Origin of the sequence: Lacinutrix sp. 5H-3-7-4 (assembly GCF_000211855.2) — a bacterium.
Lineage (GTDB): Bacteria > Bacteroidota > Bacteroidia > Flavobacteriales > Flavobacteriaceae > Lacinutrix.
On sequence record NC_015638.1, the window covers coordinates 2317297 to 2340089 of the forward strand.

Annotated in this window: 21 protein-coding genes; 19 read left to right on the forward strand and 2 right to left on the reverse strand. The window is 31.4% G+C overall.

Annotated elements, in window-relative coordinates; all coding sequences use genetic code 11:
- Nucleotides 1-8 precede the first annotated feature (8 nt).
- A complete protein-coding gene (locus LACAL_RS10385) occupies nt 9-5864 on the reverse strand; it encodes a M14 family zinc carboxypeptidase (RefSeq protein ID WP_083817721.1) in 5856 nt (1951 codons plus the stop codon).
- A gap of 226 nt (nt 5865-6090) precedes the next feature.
- Between LACAL_RS10385 and LACAL_RS10390 the strand changes: the two genes are divergently transcribed.
- Entirely contained in the window at nt 6091-6699 is a 609-nt protein-coding gene (locus tag LACAL_RS10390; RefSeq protein ID WP_013870690.1) for a hypothetical protein, read from the forward strand.
- A gap of 39 nt (nt 6700-6738) precedes the next feature.
- On the opposite strand, the gene LACAL_RS10395 is transcribed toward LACAL_RS10390, so the two are convergent.
- Nucleotides 6739-7995 carry an NAD(P)/FAD-dependent oxidoreductase gene (locus LACAL_RS10395; RefSeq protein WP_013870691.1) on the reverse strand — a complete coding sequence of 419 codons (1257 nt, stop codon included), beginning with the start codon at nt 7993-7995 and terminating at the stop codon, nt 6739-6741.
- 102 nt (nt 7996-8097) lie between these two features.
- Between LACAL_RS10395 and hutH the strand changes: the two genes are divergently transcribed.
- The 18 genes from hutH (at nt 8098) to LACAL_RS10485 (ending at nt 22769) form a co-directional block, all read left to right on the forward strand.
- On the forward strand, nt 8098-9624 hold the full coding sequence (hutH, locus tag LACAL_RS10400) for a histidine ammonia-lyase (RefSeq protein WP_013870692.1): 1527 nt from the start codon (nt 8098-8100) through the stop codon (nt 9622-9624).
- 4 nt (nt 9625-9628) lie between these two features.
- Nucleotides 9629-10765, forward strand: a complete 1137-nt coding sequence (locus LACAL_RS10405; protein ID WP_013870693.1) for a WG repeat-containing protein — start codon at nt 9629-9631, stop codon at nt 10763-10765.
- The gene (fabG, locus tag LACAL_RS10410; RefSeq protein ID WP_013870694.1) at nt 10765-11496 is read left to right on the forward strand and encodes a 3-oxoacyl-ACP reductase FabG; all 732 of its coding nucleotides are present in this window, start codon (nt 10765-10767) and stop codon (nt 11494-11496) included. Before LACAL_RS10405 ends, fabG begins: the two co-directional genes overlap by 1 nt.
- An 18-nt stretch (nt 11497-11514) precedes the next feature.
- Nucleotides 11515-12738, forward strand: coding sequence for a beta-ketoacyl synthase (locus LACAL_RS10415; protein WP_013870695.1), 1224 nt, complete (start codon nt 11515-11517; stop codon nt 12736-12738).
- Between the two features lie 2 nt (nt 12739-12740).
- A complete protein-coding gene (locus tag LACAL_RS10420; RefSeq protein WP_013870696.1) occupies nt 12741-12983 on the forward strand; it encodes a phosphopantetheine-binding protein in 243 nt (80 codons plus the stop codon).
- Between the two features lie 13 nt (nt 12984-12996).
- A complete protein-coding gene (locus LACAL_RS10425) occupies nt 12997-13869 on the forward strand; it encodes a lipid A biosynthesis acyltransferase (RefSeq protein WP_013870697.1) in 873 nt (290 codons plus the stop codon).
- Nucleotides 13870-13952: 83 nt separating this feature from the next.
- Nucleotides 13953-14900 (forward strand): hypothetical protein, encoded by a 948-nt coding sequence (locus LACAL_RS10430; RefSeq protein ID WP_013870698.1) that lies wholly within the window; start codon nt 13953-13955, stop codon nt 14898-14900.
- Nucleotides 14878-16011: a beta-ketoacyl-ACP synthase III gene (locus LACAL_RS10435; protein WP_013870699.1), complete on the forward strand. Its 1134-nt coding sequence runs from the start codon at nt 14878-14880 to the stop codon at nt 16009-16011. The genes LACAL_RS10430 and LACAL_RS10435 overlap by 23 nt, the downstream gene beginning before the upstream one ends.
- Before the next feature lies 1 nt (nt 16012).
- Nucleotides 16013-16447 (forward strand): hypothetical protein, encoded by a 435-nt coding sequence (locus LACAL_RS10440; protein ID WP_013870700.1) that lies wholly within the window; start codon nt 16013-16015, stop codon nt 16445-16447.
- Nucleotides 16440-16907, forward strand: coding sequence for a beta-hydroxyacyl-ACP dehydratase FabA/FabZ (locus tag LACAL_RS10445; RefSeq protein WP_013870701.1), 468 nt, complete (start codon nt 16440-16442; stop codon nt 16905-16907). The genes LACAL_RS10440 and LACAL_RS10445 overlap by 8 nt, the downstream gene beginning before the upstream one ends.
- Nucleotides 16897-17310 (forward strand): hypothetical protein, encoded by a 414-nt coding sequence (locus LACAL_RS10450; protein WP_013870702.1) that lies wholly within the window; start codon nt 16897-16899, stop codon nt 17308-17310. The genes LACAL_RS10445 and LACAL_RS10450 overlap by 11 nt, the downstream gene beginning before the upstream one ends.
- The gene (locus LACAL_RS10455; RefSeq protein ID WP_013870703.1) at nt 17300-18295 is read left to right on the forward strand and encodes a BtrH N-terminal domain-containing protein; all 996 of its coding nucleotides are present in this window, start codon (nt 17300-17302) and stop codon (nt 18293-18295) included. Before LACAL_RS10450 ends, LACAL_RS10455 begins: the two co-directional genes overlap by 11 nt.
- Before the next feature lie 7 nt (nt 18296-18302).
- The gene (locus LACAL_RS10460) at nt 18303-19046 is read left to right on the forward strand and encodes an ABC transporter ATP-binding protein (protein WP_013870704.1); all 744 of its coding nucleotides are present in this window, start codon (nt 18303-18305) and stop codon (nt 19044-19046) included.
- Nucleotides 19039-20301: an ABC transporter permease gene (locus tag LACAL_RS10465; protein WP_013870705.1), complete on the forward strand. Its 1263-nt coding sequence runs from the start codon at nt 19039-19041 to the stop codon at nt 20299-20301. Before LACAL_RS10460 ends, LACAL_RS10465 begins: the two co-directional genes overlap by 8 nt.
- A complete protein-coding gene (locus LACAL_RS10470) occupies nt 20279-20749 on the forward strand; it encodes a thioesterase family protein (protein ID WP_013870706.1) in 471 nt (156 codons plus the stop codon). Before LACAL_RS10465 ends, LACAL_RS10470 begins: the two co-directional genes overlap by 23 nt.
- A complete protein-coding gene (locus LACAL_RS10475; protein ID WP_013870707.1) occupies nt 20742-21884 on the forward strand; it encodes a beta-ketoacyl synthase in 1143 nt (380 codons plus the stop codon). Before LACAL_RS10470 ends, LACAL_RS10475 begins: the two co-directional genes overlap by 8 nt.
- Before the next feature lie 8 nt (nt 21885-21892).
- Nucleotides 21893-22510 carry a hypothetical protein gene (locus LACAL_RS10480; protein WP_013870708.1) on the forward strand — a complete coding sequence of 206 codons (618 nt, stop codon included), beginning with the start codon at nt 21893-21895 and terminating at the stop codon, nt 22508-22510.
- Between the two features lies 1 nt (nt 22511).
- Complete coding sequence (locus LACAL_RS10485) at nt 22512-22769, forward strand: phosphopantetheine-binding protein (RefSeq protein WP_013870709.1); 258 nt, start codon at nt 22512-22514, stop codon at nt 22767-22769.
- Nucleotides 22770-22793: the final 24 nt, after the last annotated feature.

Consider the following 22793-nt stretch of genomic DNA (forward strand, 5'->3'; position numbering starts at 1 on the left):
TAATTAGTTTAAAACTTAATTAATTTTTGAGTATGTAAGATACTGTTTCTAGAATTTGATATTCTTAAAAAGTATGGTGCTTGATCTAATTGTTCTAAACCAGTTACAATTAATTTACCTGAAGAATTAGGTTTACCTATTTGTTTGTGTATAATTCTTCCGTTTAAATCGTAAATAATTACAGTTAATTTTTCATTACTAAAATTTAATGGAAGAGCAATATTAATATTAGATCTAAAAGGGTTAGGACTAATATTAATTTCTTCAGTTATAAAGGTATCAGTACCTAATGTGGTTTCGTCTGTTCCGTTACAATCCTCATCTATCCCATTTTGTGGAATTTCAGTAGCATCAGGATTAATATTGCTATTAGTATCGTCACAATCCGTATTGTTGTTTACATATCCAGCAGGTTGAGAGCAATCGTCAACCGAGTTATTTTCATCACCAAAGCCGTCACCATCTGTATCTGCATAGTATGATGTTGTGCTGCTTGTTGCTTCAACTTCCCACATACAAGTATTATTGTTGAAAGTTGCTGTTTCATAACATTCTGTTGCAGGTTCAGTAGGTTGCGATCCTTGGTTTACCCAAGAACAACTGGTAGTATCAAATTGATAATCATCCCAACAGTTTGTAGCTGTAGGTTCAGTAGGTTGTGATCCTTGGTTTACCCAAGAACAACTTGTAGTATCAAATTGATAATCATCCCAACAGTTTGTAGCTGTAGGTTCAGTAGGTTGTGATCCTTGGTTTACCCAAGAACAACTTGTAGTATCAAACTGGTAATCATCCCAACAGTTTGTAGCTGTAGGTTCAGTAGGTTGTGATCCTTGGTTTACCCACGTACAACTTGTAGTATCAAATTGATAATCATCCCAACAGTTTGTAGCTGTAGGTTCAGTAGGTTGCGATCCTTGGTTTACCCATGAACAACTTGTAGTGTCAAATTGATAATCATCCCAACAGTTTGTAGCTGTAGGTTCAGTAGGTTGTGATCCTTGGTTTACCCACGTACAACTTGTAGTATCAAATTGATAATCATCCCAACAGTTTGTAGCTGTAGGTTCAGTAGGTTGTGATCCTTGGTTTACCCAAGAACAACTTGTAGTATCAAATTGATAATCATCCCAACAGTTTGTAGCTGTAGGTTCAGTAGGTTGCGATCCTTGGTTTACCCATGAACAACTTGTAGTGTCAAATTGATAATCATCCCAACAGTTTGTAGCTGTAGGTTCAGTAGGTTGTGATCCTTGATTTACCCACGTACAACTTGTAGTATCAAATTGATAATCATCCCAACAGTTTGTAGCTGTAGGTTCAGTAGGTTGCGATCCTTGGTTTACCCAAGAACAACTTGTAGTATCAAATTGATAATCATCCCAACAGTTTGTAGCTGTAGGTTCAGTAGGTTGTGATCCTTGGTTTACCCATGAACAACTTGTAGTGTCAAATTGATAATCATCCCAACAGTTTGTAGCTGTAGGTTCAGTAGGTTGTGATCCTTGGTTTACCCACGTACAACTTGTAGTATCAAACTGGTAATCATCCCAACAGTTTGTAGCTGTAGGTTCAGTAGGTTGTGATCCTTGGTTTACCCACGTACAACTTGTAGTATCAAACTGGTAATCATCCCAACAGTTTGTAGCTGTAGGTTCAGTAGGTTGTGATCCTTGGTTTACCCAAGAACAACTTGTAGTGTCAAATTGATAATCATCCCAACAGTTTGTAGCTGTAGGTTCAGTAGGTTGTGTACCTTGATTTTCCCAAGAACAACTTGTATAGTTGTAAGTGTAATTGTCCCAGCAATTAACAGCAGCTGGTTCATCTTGTAGTGTTACTGTTACAACGGCTGTACAAGTGTCAGAGTTTCCATTAGCATCCGTTACAGTTAAGATTACATTATTTGTACCTTCATCTGTACAAGTAAAACTTGTTTTTGAGGCAGAAATACTTGCTATTCCACAGTTATCTGAAGAGCCATTGTTAATTTGTGATGCTGTAATTGTAGCATTACCTGTGTTGTCTAATTGAATAGAAATGTTTTGACAAACAGCTGTAGGATTTTCACTATCTGCTATAATATTTACATTAAATGATGCAGTTTCAGTATTACCGCTATCATCGGTTACAGAATAACTAATGGTTGTAGTTCCGTTAGGAAAAGTATCTCCACTATTAAGTCCTGTTGAGTCTGTTCTAACAACGGTTAATGTTGTGTCACAATTATCTGTTGCTGTTGGATCTGTCCATGTTGGATTATTGTTACCACAGGTAAACGATTGATCTCCTGGAACATTTACAAATTCAGGATTTACTTGGTCTACAACTGTAACTGTTGCAGTGCAACTATCGGTTTGAGATTCTGCATCTGTAACAGTAAGTGTTACATTAACAGGTGTTCCTATGTTAGAACAATCAAACGTATCAATATCTATTGAATAGTTTGTAATTGCTACATCATCTGTAGATCCATTATCTACATCTGTAGCTATAATAGTGGCATTTCCAGTATTGTCTAACTGCACTGTGATATTTTGGCACGAAGCAACAGGTGGTGCTGAAGTAGCAACGTCTGCTGTAAAATTAATGTTATCTACTGAGATATCACTTCTAAAACTAGAACCAGTAATACCATGAAAACGTAGCTTTATTGTTTGTCCATTATAAGCAGATAAATCTACAGTTTCTGTTAACCATGGATTGGAATTTGCTGTTGTTTGAGAGTTTGGCTGACCAATTTGAGTAAAAACAGTATTAAAAGTTGCAAAATTATCTGTACTAACTTCTACATATAAATTTCCCATTGTTGCACCAAACATATGGTAGTCGAAAGAGAATTGAGAATTTTCGTAACCATCTAATTCAAAACAAGGACTTGTTATATAAGCAACTTTGTTTGGATAACCTGTTCCTTCTCCTGATGCTTCAGTATAAATATAAAACGTGCCATCACTAGCTCCAGAAGGACCAGTAATATCTGGATTATTAGTAGTGTTTGTTGGTGTCGTTCCAGAGTTTCTTGTCCAATCTATGTCGTCTCCACTTGTGTTATTTGTCCATAAACCGAAATCTGCTTCAAAACTTTCAGAATATGGAAAAGAAGAGACAGCACTTCCTGTACAAGGAACAGATGCCGGAGTTGTAAAGTTTTCAATTGTACTATAACTAGAAGTGTTAGTTTCGCATCGTGTTCTTACACGCACATCATATTCTGTTTCAGCAGACAGGCCTGTAATAGTATAGCTATTTGTGGTAAGATTTGTAACAGTTGTCCATCCAGATGCTCCAGATCCAGTTTCTCTATATCTTAAATCGTAAGTTGCTGATGATACTTCAAACCAATCTACTTGTGCAGAGAATGCTGAAATGTTTGAAAATGTAATATTTGTAGGAACAGTAGTTTGGCAAGCTACATTAACGCTAATTATTTTAAAATCGTCTATAAAGAAACCATCGTTGGTTGTAGAATAGTTTTCGTTTACGTTTAATGCATCTGTTCTAAAATTGAATCTTATTTTTACGTTGTTTGAGTTAATAAGAGAAGCGTAATTGCTGGCGTCTATGGTAAATTCTTCCATAACCCAATTATCCATTCTGTCTCCGTCATAAACTTGCCCAGAACTATTAGCTTGAAAATTGGCATATGAAGAACTTTTATTATCATGACTAGTTGTTGCACTAGTTGCATTTGGCTTTGTGTAATTTCCACAAAGTGACACCCAACTAGAACCACCATCTGGCGAACCTAAAACTTCAACAAAATCATAATTTCTTTCTATGTCCCATTTTGAATAAAACTGTATAAGGACTTCTTCTGAATTGGTAAAATCGTAACTATTTGTGGTAGTTAATGTTTTTGTAACATTATTATTATATGTTCCTGTGCTAATAGCGTTAGATCCTGAATATGCATCAGACGTTGTGTTAATCCAACCATTAGATTGTGTCCAACCTGTTAAACCTGTAGCATCTGGATCGTGGTCGAATAATAGTGTTGGTTGATAATATTTTTTATAGTTAGCTTCATAAATAATACCATCATCATTAGAAAGTTTAACATTGTATTGAATTTCTTGATTAGTAGTTATACTTGGATCTAAATTTAAAGAAAATGAAACTGTTCTTTGAGACAGTACAGGCATTCCTGTTTCTGTTACAGGAGAAGATATACTTGTTATATTAGAAGAAACAGGAGTTACTGTAACTGTAAAATCACTTGCAGTTTGCCCAATACGTTCAATACCAAACTCTATATTTTCAGTTAAGTTTGTTAGATTACTTTGTGTTAAATCGTGTAGTTTGGCATATTTTCCACCATAATAAGCTGTGGCTAAGCTAATTCGCATAGAGCGTTTAGCAATAGGAATAATTGTAGAAGGTGTTGGCCAAAAACCTTCACCACCATGCTCTGGTGTAGTTGCAATAATTGCTTGTCCTGAACCTGTAGATCCATTGTTATCTACGTCACCACCCATCATCCAATCATCTGGTATTCCATTAGATTCGTAAAAAATAGTAGCACCATATAGATATCTATTATATCTAGTCATTTCTTCATGCCATCTGTAAAATTCGTCCTCTCTACCAGAACTATCGGTAGGCTCGCCTCCATAAGGATGCGGTACAGAGTTAGCATAAGAGTGGTTCCATACTGCAGATTTAATATTTCGTGTAGTAATAAAATCTACCATAATTTGTGTTTCTGGTTCAGACTCTGGAGCTGGTCCTCTGTACGTTCCATTTGCTCCGTTATTAGTAGATAATCCTGAAGAACCAATATCGTTTAGACCCCAATAGTAATCGAAGTTTCTATTTAAATCGACACCTCTATTTTCTGAAGTATTTCCAGTGCCTCCGGTATTAGGTCTTAAATTTTTACGTTGAAAATAACTCCCATCATCTACTAATCCGTCTTGTCTTGCATCTAGATGTTCGTTCCATTTTAAACCATCTGGATTTACAACAGGAACAAAATATAATTCGTTATTATCTACTAATTCTTTAATTGCAGGATCTGTATCGTAATTCTCAACTAAATACCACATAAAGTACATGTTATTCATTAAAGCACTTACCTCTCTAGAGTGAATCATAGAAGTAAATAATATTTGTGGTTTTGAGCCTTCTGGAGTTGAACTTTGATCTCCAGTAATTCTTATATAATATATAGTTTCTGGTTGCCAAAATGTTTTTCCATCTCTATCATCTTCATTTTCAAAAGAACTTGCAGTACCTTGTCCAGAATAGGTAAGACCATTATTTGTGATTGTATTTGCTGGATTTCCCCAAGTTTTTTGTCCGGTAGAAGATGCATTTGCTTTAACAGATACAATATCTAAACTATTAGTTTGAGAGTATGTATACATGTCATCTAACTCATTTTGTACTTCTCTATACGTTAAACATCCAGCCCAATTACCTAAATTAAAGTTTTGAGGCTCTACAAAATCTATTTCATCGCAACCCGTATATTGAATAATGTTATTTGTTACAATATTTGAAATTGAAGATTTGTAATTGTTAGATTGTGCTGCTGCTCGAGATTGAGCATTTTTTAATTCGGCTTTAGCTTTAGGAAGGTCTCTTTTGGCTTTTTCGGAGTAAAATTTTTGTAAATCGTCTATTTCAACAGTAAAAGAAATATTATTTGCTCTCAATTTATTAATTTCCTTTGCAGATAAATCTAGAGAAATAGCGCCTCCTTCATGTTTGGCTCCACAATTTAAATCAATACCTTGCGAAGCAACAGTATTTGCGGTATGCTGATCTGGATGATTAATTTTAATTCGAGAATGTTTTTCCTGCGAAAAAGAAAATGTTACCATAAATAGGGCAACGAGTAGGTAAGTAATTTTTTTCATAGTGATTAGATTAGGGAATCTATTTAATTAGGTTAATAGGTCGCTAATGTAATAACTTTTTTGTAAAAATCATCCTTAAAGCGCATAAAATATCGACGAAATGCAGTTTTTGATATTTCTATAAATCGTAAAATATTGATTGTCAATTGATTATTACTGAATAATGTTTTGGTTTTTTTATAGGGTTATTTTTCTATATTTGTTGTCTAACTTTAATTAAAGAATAATGAAAAAACAAGTAGCATTAGTATTAGGTTTATTTTTTTGCACTGTGATGTTTGCACAGAAAATGAAAGTGGTTAATGGAGATTTTGATTTTATTAAGGGTCAAAAAGAAGTTAACGTTGAATTTGTATACGATAACCAAAAGTTATTTAAAGATAACCAAACAAACGAAGAGTACATGGAATCGCGTTCGGCTGATTTAGAGAAAAAAAGCAGAGGTAAAGGTAAGGCTTGGGAAAAAAAATGGATTGCTTCAAGAGAGTTAATCTATGCTCCAAAATTTTTAGAGTTAATGAATAGGTATATGGAGAAAAAAAGAAACATGTACTTTCAAGAAGGATTAACAGATGCTAAATACACTTTAATTGTAGAAACTAAATGGCTTTATCCAGGTTGGAATGTTGGTGTTATGAAAAAAGGTGCTAAAGTAACTACCAATTTAAAGTTTGTTGAAACTGCTAATAGAGACAATGTGTTATTAGAGATTAATGCTAAAAATGCTCCAGGAAATAGTTTTGGTGGAACTTATAGTAACGAAGATAGAATTGGTGAAGGTTATGCTAAAACAGGAAAAACACTAGCAGGATTATTAATAAAAAAAACTAAATAGTAATAGTTCTTTTACCTTATAATTTAAAAGCGAGACTTATTATAAAGTTTCGCTTTTTTCTTTTTGCATATTTAACAAATGCGCCATGGCTTTAACTGCTCTGTCATGCTTTTTTACAAAAGGATTTGTTTCATCCCAAACATAACCTGCTAAAACAGCACAAATTTGTTTTTTTACATCCAAATTTTCTGGTCTATGAAAAAACAGAGTTTGTAAATTGCCAGTATACCATTCTTTAACATAAGTAGCAAATACATTGACACCTTGCTTCATGTAATTAGAGTATTCAATTTCCCAATCTACAGGTTTGTTATTAAGCGTTTTAGTGATAAGTTTTGCAGCTTTTAGAGCAGATTCTGTAGCAAATGTAACTCCAGAAGAGAACACTGGGTCTAAAAACTCTGCGCTATTTCCTGTTAAGGCATAGCCTTTGCCGTAAAGTTGTGTTACAGATTTTGAAAAATTCTTAATGCTTTTTGGTTCAAACAAATAAGTTTCATCTTTAAAACGCGCTTTATAATGTTTTGAAAGCGTCATCATTTTATGTAGCTTTTCTTCGGTAGTACCTTCAAAAGAATTTAAATAGTCACTTTTACCAACAAAACCAATACTAGTTGTTCCGTTAGAAAAAGGGATAACCCATAACCAAGTATCTGTATCTAAAATATCAAATGTAATTAAAGTACCTTCAGCTCCATCAGGTCTTTTAGAGTCAGTAATATGTCCAAATATTGATGAGTGTACAGGTATTTCTGATGGTTTGTCTAAACCTAATAACCTTGGTAAAACTCTACCGTAGCCACTAGAGTCTACAATATATTTGGCGTTTATATTATATAAATTTCCGTTTTGATCTTTTGTAGTTGTTTTAGAGTTTCCTAATGCATCAAAAACGACATGAGTAACTTCGTGCTCAAAGCTAATATCAACACCTCTTTTTATAAGCTCGTTTGCTAAAGCATTATCAAAATCTGCACGAGGTACTTGCCAAGTCCAATCCCAGCCTTTTGTGTGTTTATTACTAAAATCGAAATCACATACAATGCCGTTTTTCATAAAACGAGCACCTTTTTTTATTTCAAATTTTTCTGCTTTTAAACAATCTAGTAAACCAACCTCTTCAAAGTGATCCATACATCTAGGTAGTAAGCTTTCACCTATAACAAATCGAGGAAATTTACTTTTTTCAACAACTTTAATATTAAAGCCTTGTTTATGAAGATAAGATGCTGCTACGCATCCAGACGGTCCCGATCCTATAATTAATATATCTACATCAATTTCTGGGATATTCATTTTAGTATATGCGCTTTAAATATGTTAAGTTTGTAAACAAAAATAACGACTTTATATTTGTTATAAAGCAATTTTATAAATTTTTAGACTTAAATAACCAGCATGCTAAAATTTAATGGCACATTAAATATAGACGATTTTCAAAAAATTATTATTGATAATAGTCCTTTAGAGATATCAAACTCTGTAATTGAGAAAGTAGAAAAAAGTTTTAACTTTCTTAAAGCGTTTTCAGAAAATAAAGTAATATATGGTGTAAATACAGGTTTTGGACCAATGGCACAATATAAGATTGAAGACTCTCAACGTATTCAATTACAATATAACCTAATTAGAAGCCATGCTTCTGGTACAGGAAATCCAATTGCTCCAAAATATGTAAAAGCAGCAATGTTAGCTCGTTTAAATACATTGTCTCTTGGTCACTCTGGAGTTCATAAATCTGTAATAGAATTAATGACAGAGCTAATTAATAGAGATATTACACCGTTAATTTATGAACATGGAGGTGTAGGAGCTAGTGGAGATTTAGTACAATTAGCACATCTAGCTTTGGTTTTAATTGGAGAAGGAGAAGTGTTTTATAAAGGAGAACTTTTAACAACACAAGAAGTTTTTAAAATAGAAAAATTAAAACCTATTGCAGTAGAGTTAAGAGAAGGATTAGCCTTAATGAATGGTACATCTGTAATGACAGGTATAGGTATTGTAAATACTATGTCTACAAGAAAATTACTAGATTGGATGGTTTCTTGTTCTGCAGCTATAAATGAAATTGTTTCTGCTTACGATGATCATTTATCTCATGAATTAAATCATTCTAAAAAACATTTAGGGCAAAGAGAAATAGCTAAAGCAATGCGAGCACATTTAAGCGATAGCCAACTTACTAGAAAAAGAGAACATCATTTATATAAAAACAATGATGACACATCTGTATTTAAAGAAAAAGTACAAGAGTATTACTCGCTAAGATGCGTACCTCAAATTTTAGGCCCAGTATTAGATACTTTAAATAGCGTAGAAAAAATACTAATAGAAGAAGTAAATTCTGCAAACGATAACCCAATTGTTGATGTAGAAAAAGAGCACGTGTATCACGGCGGAAATTTCCATGGAGATTACGTCTCATTAGAAATGGATAAACTAAAAATAGTAGTTGCAAAGCTTAGTATGCTATCAGAAAGGCAATTAAATTATTTATTAAACTCTAGATTAAACGATATTTTGCCACCATTTGTAAATCTAGGTAAATTAGGTTTAAATTTTGGTATGCAAGGAGTACAGTTTACAGCGACCTCTACAACAGCTGAAAATCAAACACTTTCTAACCCAATGTATGTACATAGTATTCCTAATAATAACGATAATCAAGATGTTGTTAGTATGGGAACCAATGCAGCACTAATTACAAAAAAAGTAATTGAAAATGCTTTTGAAGTTGTTGCTATAGAATTAATAACAATTGTTCAAGCAATAGAGTACTTAAATGTACAGGACAAAGTCTCTAAAAAAACAAGGCAAATGTATGATGAGATTAGAAAAATTGTGCCCGCTTTTAAAGAAGACGTAATTATGTATCCATATGTTAACCTTGTTAAAAAATATATATTAAATAATAAAATTTAATATTATGAATTCAAGAACATTTAAAATTACATTACTAACAGTTTTATTATCATTTAGTTTTGTTTTTGCACAAAAACTAGCTTTAGCAAACCAAGAAGGGAAATTTGGTTACATTAATAAAACAGGAGAATTTAAAATAAAACCAAAATTTAAAAATGCTAAAAACTTTTCTGAAGATGTAGCACAAGCATCAATAGATGGAAAACTTTGGGGTTATATAAATAGACAAGGCGAGTGGGTTGTGCAACCTAAATTTAAAAAATCAAAAGCCTTCAACTCTGGAATAGCAATGGCAGTTTTAAATAAAAACTGGATTTATATAAATACAAAAGGCGAACAAGTATTAAGTGATTTAAAGACTGATAAAATTTATGATTTTTCTGAAGGTTTAGCAATATATAGAGAAAACGATAAAGTAGGTTTTATAAATACCAAAGGAGATATAGTCATTAAACCAAAATATAAAAAAGCATTTCCTTTTTTAGATGGATATTCAAAAGTTTTAGAAGGCGATAAATGGGGTGTTATAGATAAAAACGGAAACTATTATATTAAAACAGAATATGATGGCGTAAGTAAAGTATATAATAACTTAGTTACTGCAAAAAAAGGAGAGCAAAATGGTTTAATAGTAAACGGAACTTTTAAAGCTGTTGATGGCGCAGAAAAAGTTTGGGACTTTTCAGTAAATCCAGAAATAGCATATGCTAAAAAAGATGGCAAAATAGGATTTATAAATAAAAATGGAGATTGGATAGTAGAACCTCAATTTGATAAGGTAAGAGCTTTTGTAAATGGATTAGCACCTGTATTAAAAAATAAAAAATGGGGATATATTGATACATCAGGAACCTTGGTTATACCACATCAATATAGAGATGCAGAAATTTTTAGTAAAGATGGTTTAGCGCCAGTAAAACTTAATAAATTTTGGGGATTTATAGATAAAACAGGAAAGCTTGTAATTGAAGATAGATATGCAATTACAGCTGGTGGTTTTAGTATTTTTAAAAAAAATAACCAAAAAGGATTTATTGACGGCTTAGCCAGAGTAAAAGACAAAAAAACATGGGTTTATATTAATACTAAAGGAGAAGTATTAAATAATACCAATTATAAACATTTAGAATTATTTAATTAATGAAGTGTGTTCTAGTAACAGGAGGATCAAGAGGAATAGGTAAAGCAATTAGTATACAACTTGCAAAAGATTCCGATTACCATATTATAATAAATTACAATAGTAACGAGGCTGAAGCTAAAGATACTTTAGAAAAAGTAAAGGCAGCAGGAAATACTGGAGAAATAATACAATTTAACGTTAGTGATTTTGACGACGTTAAAACAAAATTAGATGCTTGGCAGGAAGTAAATAAAGATGCGATTGTCGAGGTTGTAATTAATAATGCAGGAATTACAAAAGATGGTTTATTTATGTGGATGCCAAAAGAGGATTGGCATAATGTAATAAACACCTCACTTAATGGTTTTTTTAACGTAACAAATTATTTTATACAAAAAATGTTACGCAACCGTTACGGTAGAATTGTAAATTTAGCTTCTGTTTCAGGAGTAAAAGGAACACCAGGACAAACTAATTACTCTGCAGCAAAAGGAGCAATTGTCGCAGCTACAAAAGCATTATCTCAAGAGGTTGCAAAAAGAAACATTACAGTAAATGCTGTAGCACCAGGTTTTATTAAGTCTGATATGACTTCAGATTTAGATGAAAAAGAATTAAAAAAACTTGTACCAGCTAATAGATTTGGTGAGGCACAAGAAGTAGCAGATTTAGTATCATTTTTAGTTTCAAAAAAAGCATCTTATATTACAGGCGAAGTAATTAATATAAATGGAGGTATATACTCATAATTTATTTCTAATTAATTTATGAAAAGAGTAGTAATTACAGGAATGGGTATTTACTCATGTATAGGGAAAAACTTAGAAGAAGTTAAAACAGCACTATATCAAGGTAAATCTGGAATAATTTACGATGAGAGTCGTAAAGATTTTGGTTATCGCTCTCCATTAACAGGTATGGTTGAAGAGCCAAACTTAAAAAAAGTACTATCACGCAGGCAAAGAGTAAGTTTAAGTCAAGAAGGAGCTTTTGCTTATCAAGCGACGCTTCAAGCATTAGAACAAGCGAAAATATCTCAAGAATTTTTAGATAATAATGAAGTTGGTATACTATACGGTAACGATAGTACAGCAAAAGAAACAATAGAATCTGTAGATAAGATAAGAGAAAAAAAAGACACAACTTTGGTAGGTTCTGGAGCAATATTCAAGGCAATGAATTCTACAGTAACCATGAACCTTTCAACACTCTTTAAATTAACAGGAATAAATTTTACAATTAGTGCAGCTTGTGCTAGTGGTTCACATTCTATAGGAGTTGCGTTTAATTTAATAAAATCAGGACTACAAGATATAATAGTTTGTGGTGGTGCTCAAGAAATAAATAAATATGCTTTTGCAAGTTTTGACGGTTTAGGCGTATTTGCCATGGATACAGAAAATCCAGAGAAAGCATCAAAACCATTCGATAAAAGTAGAGATGGTTTAGTGCCTAGTGGTGGTGCAGCAACACTTATAGTAGAAAGTTACGAATCTGCAAAAAAACGTGGAGCTAATATATTAGCCGAAATTATAGGTTACGGTTTTTCATCTAACGGTGAACATATTTCTACACCTAATGTAGATGGACCAACACGAGCAATGACTAAAGCAGTAGAACAAGCAAATATAAAAGCAGCAGATGTAGACTATGTTAATGCACATGCAACATCAACACCAGTTGGAGATGCAAATGAAGCTAAAGCAATAACTAAAGTTTTTGGAGAAAAAGGACCTTATGTAAGCTCTACAAAGTCTATGACAGGACATGAATGCTGGATGGCTGGAGCTAGTGAGGTTGTATATTCAATACTAATGATGAATAATAATTTTATTGCTCCTAATATTAATTTAGAAGAAACAGATGAAGATTCAGAAAAATTAAATTTAGTAACAAAAACGCTAGATGAAAAAATTGATGTATTTTTGTCCAACTCTTTTGGATTTGGAGGTACAAATTCAGCCCTAGTAATAAAAAAAAGTATTGAATAAGTATGGTAAAAGAAGATATTATTGACAAGATTAACCTATTCCTTGTTGATGAATTTGAGGTAGATGAAGATGATATTGCTCCAGAAGCAAATTTAAAAGAAACGTTAGAATTAGACAGTTTAGACTTTGTGGATTTAGTAGTAGCTGTCGAGTCTAGTTTTGGTGTTAAACTTGTTGCTCAAGATTTTGTTAATGTAGTTACACTTCAGGATTTCTATAACTTAATAGAAAATAAATTAAAATAGTAAGCTAATTACTATGGCAACTCAATGGAAAGGTAAATCCAGAGGTACTGTTTTAGGCTATAAAATATTTGTTTTTAGTATGAAAACCTTCGGGCTTTCTTCTGCTTACTTTATATTATACTTTGTAGCATTTTATTTTTGTTTTTTTGCTTTTGAGAGCACAAAAGCTAGCTATAAATATTTTCGAAAAAGGCAAAGCTATTCATTTTTTAAGTCTATAATAAGTATTTACAAAAGTTACTATGTTTTTGGGCAAACCATATTAGATAAAGTAGCTATATCCTCAGGACTTAGAGATCGTTTTACTTACGATTTTGATGGCATTCATTTAATTAATAGTGTTCTAAAAGAAAAAAAAGGAGGTATTTTAATTAGTGCTCACGTTGGTAATTTTGAAATTGCCGAACATTTTTTTGGAGAACTTGAAGACAAAGCAGCAATAAGTTTATTAACTACAGATACAGAGCATACTGCTATAAAAGAATATCTTGAAACAGTTACAAATAAACCAAATGTAAATTTAATTTTAATAGAAGAAGACTTATCGCATATTTTCGAAATTAATGCAGCATTAGCAAGAAATGAAATTGTTTGCATTACTGGAGATAGATATTACGAAGGTTCAAAATTTTTAGAAGAAAAACTGCTTGGTAAAAAAGCAAAATTTCCTGCAGGACCATTTTTATTAGCTTCAAGATTAAAAGTTCCAGTATTGTTTGTTTATGTAATGAAAGAAACAAATAAACACTATCATTTATTTGCACGTCAAGCCACTGTAAAACATAGAGACGAAAAAGCTCTACTTAAAGAGTATACATCTAGCGTTACAACCATTCTTAAAAAATACCCGTTACAATGGTTTAATTATTTTAATTTTTGGAAATAAATACAGTAATAAAAACCTAAATTATTACCATAACAATAACTTTAAAGTTTGTACCTTTTCAAGCTTAATATAAAACTGTTTTTGTGAAAAACTTATTGGTTATACATTATTCTCAATCCGGGCAACTAACAGAGATAATTAAAAATATAACATCAACTATAACAACAAAGGAAATAAATATAGATTACCATGAAATTAAAATGGTAAAACCATACCCTTTTCCTTGGCCAAAAGATGAGTTTTTTGATGTTTTCCCAGAAACATTCCAGCAAATACCTCAACCGATTTTGCCTGTTCCACAGCATATATTAAATAAAAACTACGATTTAATAATCTTTGGTTATCCCGTATGGTATTTAACAGCAGGATTACCAATAACCTCATTTTTAAATACACCAGATGCTAAAAAACTATTAAAAAACAAGCCAATAATTACTGTAATAGGCTGTCGTAATATGTGGATTATGGCACAAGAAAAATTAAAAGTCAAACTAGCACAATTAAATGCTAATTTGGTAGGAAACATTGTGTTGGCAGATAGGCATATAAACCATATTAGCGTTATTACTATTGTAGATTGGATGTTTACAGGAAAAAAAAGAAAAAAATTTGGTGTTTTTCCTAAACCAGGAGTATCTCAAAGAGATATTAACGAGAGTACTAAATTTGGAGAAGTTATAAAAGAACACCTTATAAAAGGTAACTACACAAACCTGCAAAATAACTTATTAAAAAAGGAAGCAGTTAAAATTAAACCCTTTTTAATATTAGCAGATAAAAGAGCAAATATTATTTTCTCTAAAATGTCCACATTAATTTTAAAAAAAGGAGAACAATCTCTATCTAAACGTAAATTTTGGCTTAATTTCTTTAATTATTATTTATTATTTGCAATTTGGGTTATTGCTCCTATAGTTTTTATGTTATTTTTGTTGACTTATGTATTTTCTATCCATAAAATAAAAAAGGATAAAGAATATTACTCATCAGTTAGAAATACTTATAATAATGAAAGAAGTTTACATAAATAAAACATCAAAATTTTTACCCAATCGTCCAGTATCTAATGACGAAATGGAAGAGAAATTAGGTATGGTAAACGGTAAAACTTCAAAAGGAAGACGTATCGTACTTCGAAACAATAAAATTGAAACCAGATATTACGCAATAGATGATAGTGGTAATATTTCTCACAATAACGCCCAATTAGCAACCGAAGCTATAAAAGGATTGTTGAGTGACGATTTTCAAGCTAACGATATAGACGTATTATCTTGTGGAACATCAAGTGCAGATCAAATTTTACCTTCACATGCTGCAATGGTTCACGGTTTTTTAAAAAACGGAAACACAGAAATTAACTCACCAACAGGAGCCTGTTGTTCAGGAATGAATGCCTTAAAATATGGGTTTATGTCAGTTAAATCAGGGCAATCAGAAAATGCAGTATGTACCGGTTCAGAGCGTGTTTCAACCTGGTTAATGTCTCAAACCTATGAAGAAGAGATTAAACATCTTGAAACCTTAGAAGAGAAGCCAATTATAGCCTTTAATAAGGATTTTTTACGTTGGATGCTATCAGATGGAGCTGGCGCTTTTCTGTTAGAAAATAAACCAAGAGGTGAACAACCATTAAAAATAGAATGGATGGAAGGTTTCTCTTATGCAAACGAAGTAGAACCTTGTATGTATTCTGGTAGTGAAAAACTTGAAAATGGATTTTTAAAATCTTGGAGTGAGTACGACTCTAAAGAGTGGCAAAACCAATCTATTTTTGCTTTAAAACAAGACGTAAAATTATTAGGGAATAATATTTTGTCTAAAGGTGTAGATAGCTTAAAGAAAGCTATAGGAAAACACGACTTAAAACCAAGTGAGATAGATTATTATTTACCACACATTTCATCATATTTTTTTAAAGATAAATTATATGAAGAAATGAAAAATAACGACGTTCATATTCCATGGGAAAACTGGTTTATTAACTTAAGCAAAGTAGGTAATATAGGTTCGGCATCCATATATATTATGCTTGAAGAATTAGCAAATTCTGGAAAGCTTAAAAAAGGACAAAAAATATTACTATCTGTACCAGAAAGTTCTAGATTTTCATACATGTATGCACTATTAACAGTTTGCTAATATGAGTCAATCACTACCATTACAAGATATAAAACATTTAATACCGCAAAAAGAGCCATTCACAATGGTAGATACTTTGTTGGCATTCTCTAGTACAGATATAGTTTCAAGTTTAAAGATCTCAAAAAGTAATTTATTTACAGACAATGAAGCTTTTCTAGAACCTGGAATAATAGAGAATATGGCGCAAACCGTAGCATTACATACAGGATACGATTTCTTTTTAAAAGGAGAAAAAGCGCCACTAGGATATATAGGAGCAATTAAAAAAGCCGAAGTTTTCAAGCTTCCAAAAATAGAAGAGACGATAACTACCGAAGCTAAAATATTACACGAATTTATGGGAGTTAGTTTAGTAGAGGCAACCGTTTGGGATAGTAATAAAACACTTATCGCAAAAGCCGAAATGAAAACTGTAATAGTTAGTGATGAATAATATACAGGCATTAGACATTTCTAAATTTTTACCACACAGAGCGCCATTTTTAATGGTAGATCGCATCATGGTTTTAGAAGACGATTATGTCTCTACAGAATTCTATATAAATAAAAACTGTATTTTCTTAGACGAAAATGCTAATTTTAGTGAGGTTGGTTTAATAGAAAATGCAGCCCAAACCTGTTCTGCTATAGTAGGAAAAAGTTATTTTGAAGATGATGATACTCAAGGTACAGGAACAAAGCTAATAGGTTTTATAAGTGGCATAAAAAAAGTAACAGTAAACAGTTGCCCAGAAGTAGACCAAACAATATACTCTCAAGCAAAATTAAAATCTAGGTTTGATGCAGACCATTACAGTATTTGTGCTTTAGAATGTGTAATTAAAACCAAAGAAAAAGAATTGCTATCTTGTGAAATGAATTTATTTATTCAAGAATTACCTAATGAAAAATAGTGAAGTACCACAAGATAAAAGTAATTTAAAAGACTCAAATATTAAAGAGTTGTGCTATGCTGTAGACGAAAACGGAGACTATATCACAGTAAACTCTACAGGTTGGGACCCTAAAACCATAGCTTTAAATAATGCCATAGAAGATATTAACGAACGTATTGAAGCTGCTAGACAACGTGTTATTGAAAACAAAACAAGCCCAATAGAATATTACATGGAAGTCAATAAAATGGATATTAATATTTTATCAAGCTATGTGGGGCTATGGAAATGGAAAGTAAAACGCCATTTTAAGCCAAAGGTTTTTAAAAAATTACCTCAAAAAACATTGCAAAAGTATGCCAATGTATTTAATATAAACTGTAATCAATTAAAAGACATAACATTGCCAAATGGAAATTAAATTTACACATCATCAAACAGCACATTGCGAAAATGGTGTGATTTCTAATTTAATGAAACATAATGGTTTCAATATTAGTGAGCCTATGGCTTTTGGTATTGGTAGCGGTTTATTGTTTTGTTATATTCCTTTTTTAAAGGTAAACCATGCACCATCATTTTCATATCGCTCAATGCCAGGTACAATTTTTAAACGCTTTGCTAAACGTACAGGTATAAAAATTAAACGCCAGAAATTTAAAAATTCCAAAGACGCTAAAGCTGTTTTAGATAAAAACTTAAAAGACAACAATCCAGTAGGTTTACAAGTAGGAGTTTTTGGGTTAACTTATTTTCCAGACGAGTATCGTTTTCACTTTAATGCACATAACCTAGTTGTTTATGGAAAAAATGAAAACACTTATTTAATTAGCGATCCGGTAATGGAAACTGTTACCACATTAACAGATAAAGAGTTAGAAAAAGTACGTTTTGCAAAAGGCGCTTTAGCTCCAAAAGGTCACATGTATTATCCTGTAGATTTCCCAAAAGAGTTAAGCCTAGAAAAAGCTATAGTAAAAGGAATAAAACATACCTGTAGAGATATGTTAGCACCAATGCCAGTAATTGGAGTTAAAGGCATAAAATATACAGCAAAACTAATTAGAAAATGGCCTAAAACTAAAGGTACAAAAAAAGCAAATCACTATCTAGGGCAAATTGTACGTATGCAAGAAGAAATAGGAACTGGTGGTGGCGGTTTTAGGTATATTTTTGCAGCTTTTTTACAAGAAGCAAGTAAAGTATTAAATAATGATAAACTTTTAGAGCTATCTAAAGAGATGACACTAATAGGTGATTTATGGAGAGATTTTGCTGTAGATGCATCAAGAATTTACAGAAACCGAAGTTCTAAAGTCGATGGTTATAATGATATTGCAAATCAACTTGAAATTATAGCAGATAAAGAGAAAGCATTTTTTACAACGTTAAAAAAAGCAGTTTAGAATTAATATGATTGAAATAGAACAACTTTCTAAAAAATATAAAGATGCCGAAAATTATTCAGTATCTAATTTAGACTTGTGCATTGAAGAAAAAGAAATATTTGGACTTTTAGGCCCTAACGGAGCTGGGAAAACAACACTTATTTCACTTTTGTGCTCACTTATAAAACCAACATCTGGAAGTTTTTCTATTAATGGATTAACCTATAAAAAAAACAAAACCAAGCTTAAGCAGCTTATAGGTATTGTGCCTCAGGAATATGCTCTATATCCAACTTTAACAGCTTTCGAAAACCTAACCTATTTTGGTAGTATGTATGGTTTAAAAGGAAAAACACTAACCAATAAAATAAACAAAGCACTTGAGATTTTAGGGCTTTTAGAGTTTTCAAACAAAAAAATAAGCTCGTTTTCCGGAGGTATGAAACGTCGTATAAATTTAATAGCAAGTATACTTCACGAGCCAAAAATTTTATTTTTAGATGAGCCAACTGTTGGTGTAGATGTACAATCTAAAAATGTAATAATGAAATTCCTTTTAGAATTAAATGAAAGAGGAACAACAATTATTTATACATCGCACCATTTAAATGAAGCCGAAAAATTTTGTACTAGAGTAGCCATTATCGACCATGGTAAAATAATTATAAAAGGAAAACCAGAGCAATTAATAGCTGCAGAAAAAGACGCACATAATCTTGAAGATGTTTTTATAACATTAACAGGAAAAGCCCTTAGAGATTATGCATAGATTTTTAGCGTCAACATATAAAGAATTTAGACTATTAACGCGTGATTTTGGCGGGATGGTAATACTTTTTGTAATGCCATTAGTATTAATTATTACAATAACGCTAATACAAGATAGCACCTTTAAAACTATAAGCGATAATAAAATACCTATATTAATAGTAGATAATGACAATGGAAACGTTGCAAAAACGATAATAGAAGGTCTTCAAGTATCTAGTGCTTTTCAAATTATTAAAGAAAAAAAAGAAAGTATAGCCAAAGCGCAAGTTTTTAAAGGTAAATACCAATTAGCAATTATAATTCCTGAAAAATTATCACAGGATTTAGAAGCTAAAGTAAACCAAAATGTTAACGAGATTATAGCAAAGTTTGGTTTAGAAGACAATACGCAAGAAAAAATTAAAATTAAAAAAAAAGAAGTGCGTTTGTATTTTGATCCAGCAACACAACAAACCTTTAAAAGCTCTGTAAAAAACGGAATTGATAAAATGATTGCTACCATAGAAACGCAATCAATTTACAAAGCCTTTCAATCTCAAATAACAGATGATCCTACAGAAACAATTTTTGAAACCGAAAATTTTATAAGCTTTAAAGAAGTTCCATTAGAAAAAGAAGGAGAAGTTGTTTTACCAAATTCTGTACAACACAATGTTCCAGCATGGTCATTATTTGCAATATTTTTTATAATTGTTCCTCTATCAATAAATGTTGTTAAAGAAAAAAATCAAGGAACCTTTGTTAGATTGCGTACAAATCCAGTGTCTTATGCCACTGTATTGGCAGGTAAAACAGCTGTTTATTTAATTGTATGTATGTTACAATTTGTATTCATGCTACTTATAGGTGTTTATTTTTTTCCAAGTATAGGTTTACCAACATTAGATGTTTCGGGAAAATTACCATTATTATTTTTAGTCGCATTTTTTGCAGGTTTAGCAGCAATAGGCTTAGGTTTATTATTAGGTACAGTAGCAAAAACACATGAGCAATCTGCACCGTTTGGCGCTACATTTGTTGTAATATTAGCAGCGATAGGAGGAGTTTGGGTACCCGTTTTTATTATGCCAGAATTCATGCAAATGTTATCTCATATTTCACCAATGAATTGGGGACTAAATGCGTTTTACGATGTATTTTTACGACATGGTTCTTTAATAGATATTTTACCAGAAATAGGATTGTTACTATTATTTTTTTTAGCAACAACTACATTTGCAATAATCTACAATGAAAAAAAATATGCTGTCTAAAACCCAAATAAAAGAAATATCTCATACTAGCGAAATACGTATTCGTTTTGCAGAAACCGATCCACTAAGCATTGTTTGGCACGGTAACTATATACAGTATTTTGAAGATGGTCGCGAAGCTTTTGGGCGTGCACATGGTATTTCATATTTAGACCAAAAAGCATATGGTTTTACAACACCAATTGTAAAAACAAATACAGAACATAAATTGCCATTGTTTTATGGAGATATTGCAACAATAAAAACAACATTTATAAACTCTAATGCTGCTAAAATGGTATTTAAATATCAAATATTTAATGCCAAAAATCAAGTGGTTTGCGAAGGCTCTACAACACAAGTTTTTGTATCGCATGTAGGAGAAAAAATGAATGAAGGCGAATTGCAATTAGTAGCACCAAAGTTTTTTTTAGATTGGAAACGTAAAGTAGGTTTGCTAGATGAGTAATATTTACGTTTCATACAATAACATAACATCTTCACTTGGTTTCGACAGTGAAACAGTAGTACAAGCTATTAGTGAAGAAAAATCTGGATTAAAATTAGTAGATGATAAAGCTATTTTGCCAAATAATTTTTATTCATCTTTAATAAATAGAGAAGCATTAAAAAGAGAGTTTTTAAAACAACAACCTAAAGGAGAATTTACACATTTAGAAAAAATGATGATAAGCTCATTATCTAAAGTTGTAAAAGCATCAAATTTAGAAATAAATGATAAGGTTGGGCTTATAATTTCTACAACAAAAGGTAATATAGATGCTCTAGATGAACACTCAATATTTAACAAAAGTAGAGCTTATTTAAGTGCACTAGGTAATACTTTAAAAACCTTTTTTAACTTTAAAAACGAACCTGTAATAGTTTCAAATGCTTGTGTTTCTGGTGTTTTGTCTGTAGCTATCGCAAAACGTTTTATTCAACAAGAAAAATACGATCACGTGTTTATTGTTGGCGGAGATATCGTAACAGCATTTATATTATCTGGTTTTAATTCTTTTCAAGCATTAAGTAATGCACCATGTAAACCTTTCGATAAAAACAGAACCGGAATAAATATAGGAGAAGTTGCAACAAGTGTTTTAGTAACAAAAGATAAAAACAAACTATCTAAAGATGCGGTAGAAGTTTTGGGTGAAAGTTCTTGTAACGATGCAAACCATATTTCTGGACCATCGCGAACTGGTGAAGGTTTGTATAGAAGTATTATTTTAGCATTAAAACAAGCAAAAATTACGCATAAGGATATAGATTATATTTCTGCTCATGGAACAGCAACACTGTTTAATGATGAAATGGAAGCTATAGCATTTAATAGGTCTGGTTTAAGTCATGTGCCAATAAATAGTTTAAAAGGTTATTTTGGTCATACTTTAGGCGCTTCAGGATTATTAGAAACTATTGTTGGGATGCATTCTTTATATAATAATACACTTTATAAATCTTTAGGTTTTAGTGAACTGGGTGTTTCAAAAGCACTAAATGTAATTTCTAAAACTCAAAAAAAACCTTTAAAAACATTTTTAAAAACAGCTTCAGGTTTTGGTGGATGTAATACTGCAGTAATTTTTAAAAAAGTGTAATACAGCTAATGGGAATTTCATATAAAATAAAATCGTATTGCCGTATTAAGGATAATAAAATTATGCTTAATAACACTGTAGTATTTGAAAATAAAGAACAGGAGTTTTTAACCTTCATAAAAAGTGCTTATAAAGCTTTAGACTCAAAATACCCTAAGTTTTTTAAAATGGATAGGCTAAGTAAACTTGCTTTTCTGGCTGCCGATGTATTATTAAAAAACGAAGCTTTAGATACCGATAAAGAGAATAATATAGCGGTTATTTTATCAAATAACGCTTCAAGTTTAGATACAGATAGAAAACATCAAAAAGCTATTCAAAATAAAGAAGATTACTTTCCAAGTCCTGCAGTTTTTGTTTACACGTTACCAAATATTTGTATTGGTGAGATAAGTATAAAATATAAACTGTTTTCTGAAAATAGTTTTTTTATATTTGAAAGCTTAAATGCAGAACATTTATCACTGTATTCAAATAATTTATTGCAAAATAATAAAGCCGAACAGGTGCTTTGTGGTTGGGTAGAATTAGATGGAGAAAATTACGATGCTTACTTATATTTGGTATCACCAAATGGTGAAATTGAGCATACAAAAAATAATATAGAAAAATTATACAATATATAATATGGACGCTTTAAAATTAGAATTAAAAGAAAACATTATCGAACAATTAAACTTAGAAGATATGACTTCTGAAGATATTGGTAATGATGATGCTTTATTTGGCGATGGATTAGGATTAGATTCTATTGATGCTTTAGAATTAATAGTTATGCTTGATAAAAACTACGGAATAAAATTAGCCGACCCAAAAGAAGGCCGTGCAATATTTCAATCTATAGATACTATGGCAGCTTATATTGCCGAAAATAGAAGTAAATAATAATCCTGCTTTAGTAGGGAAGTA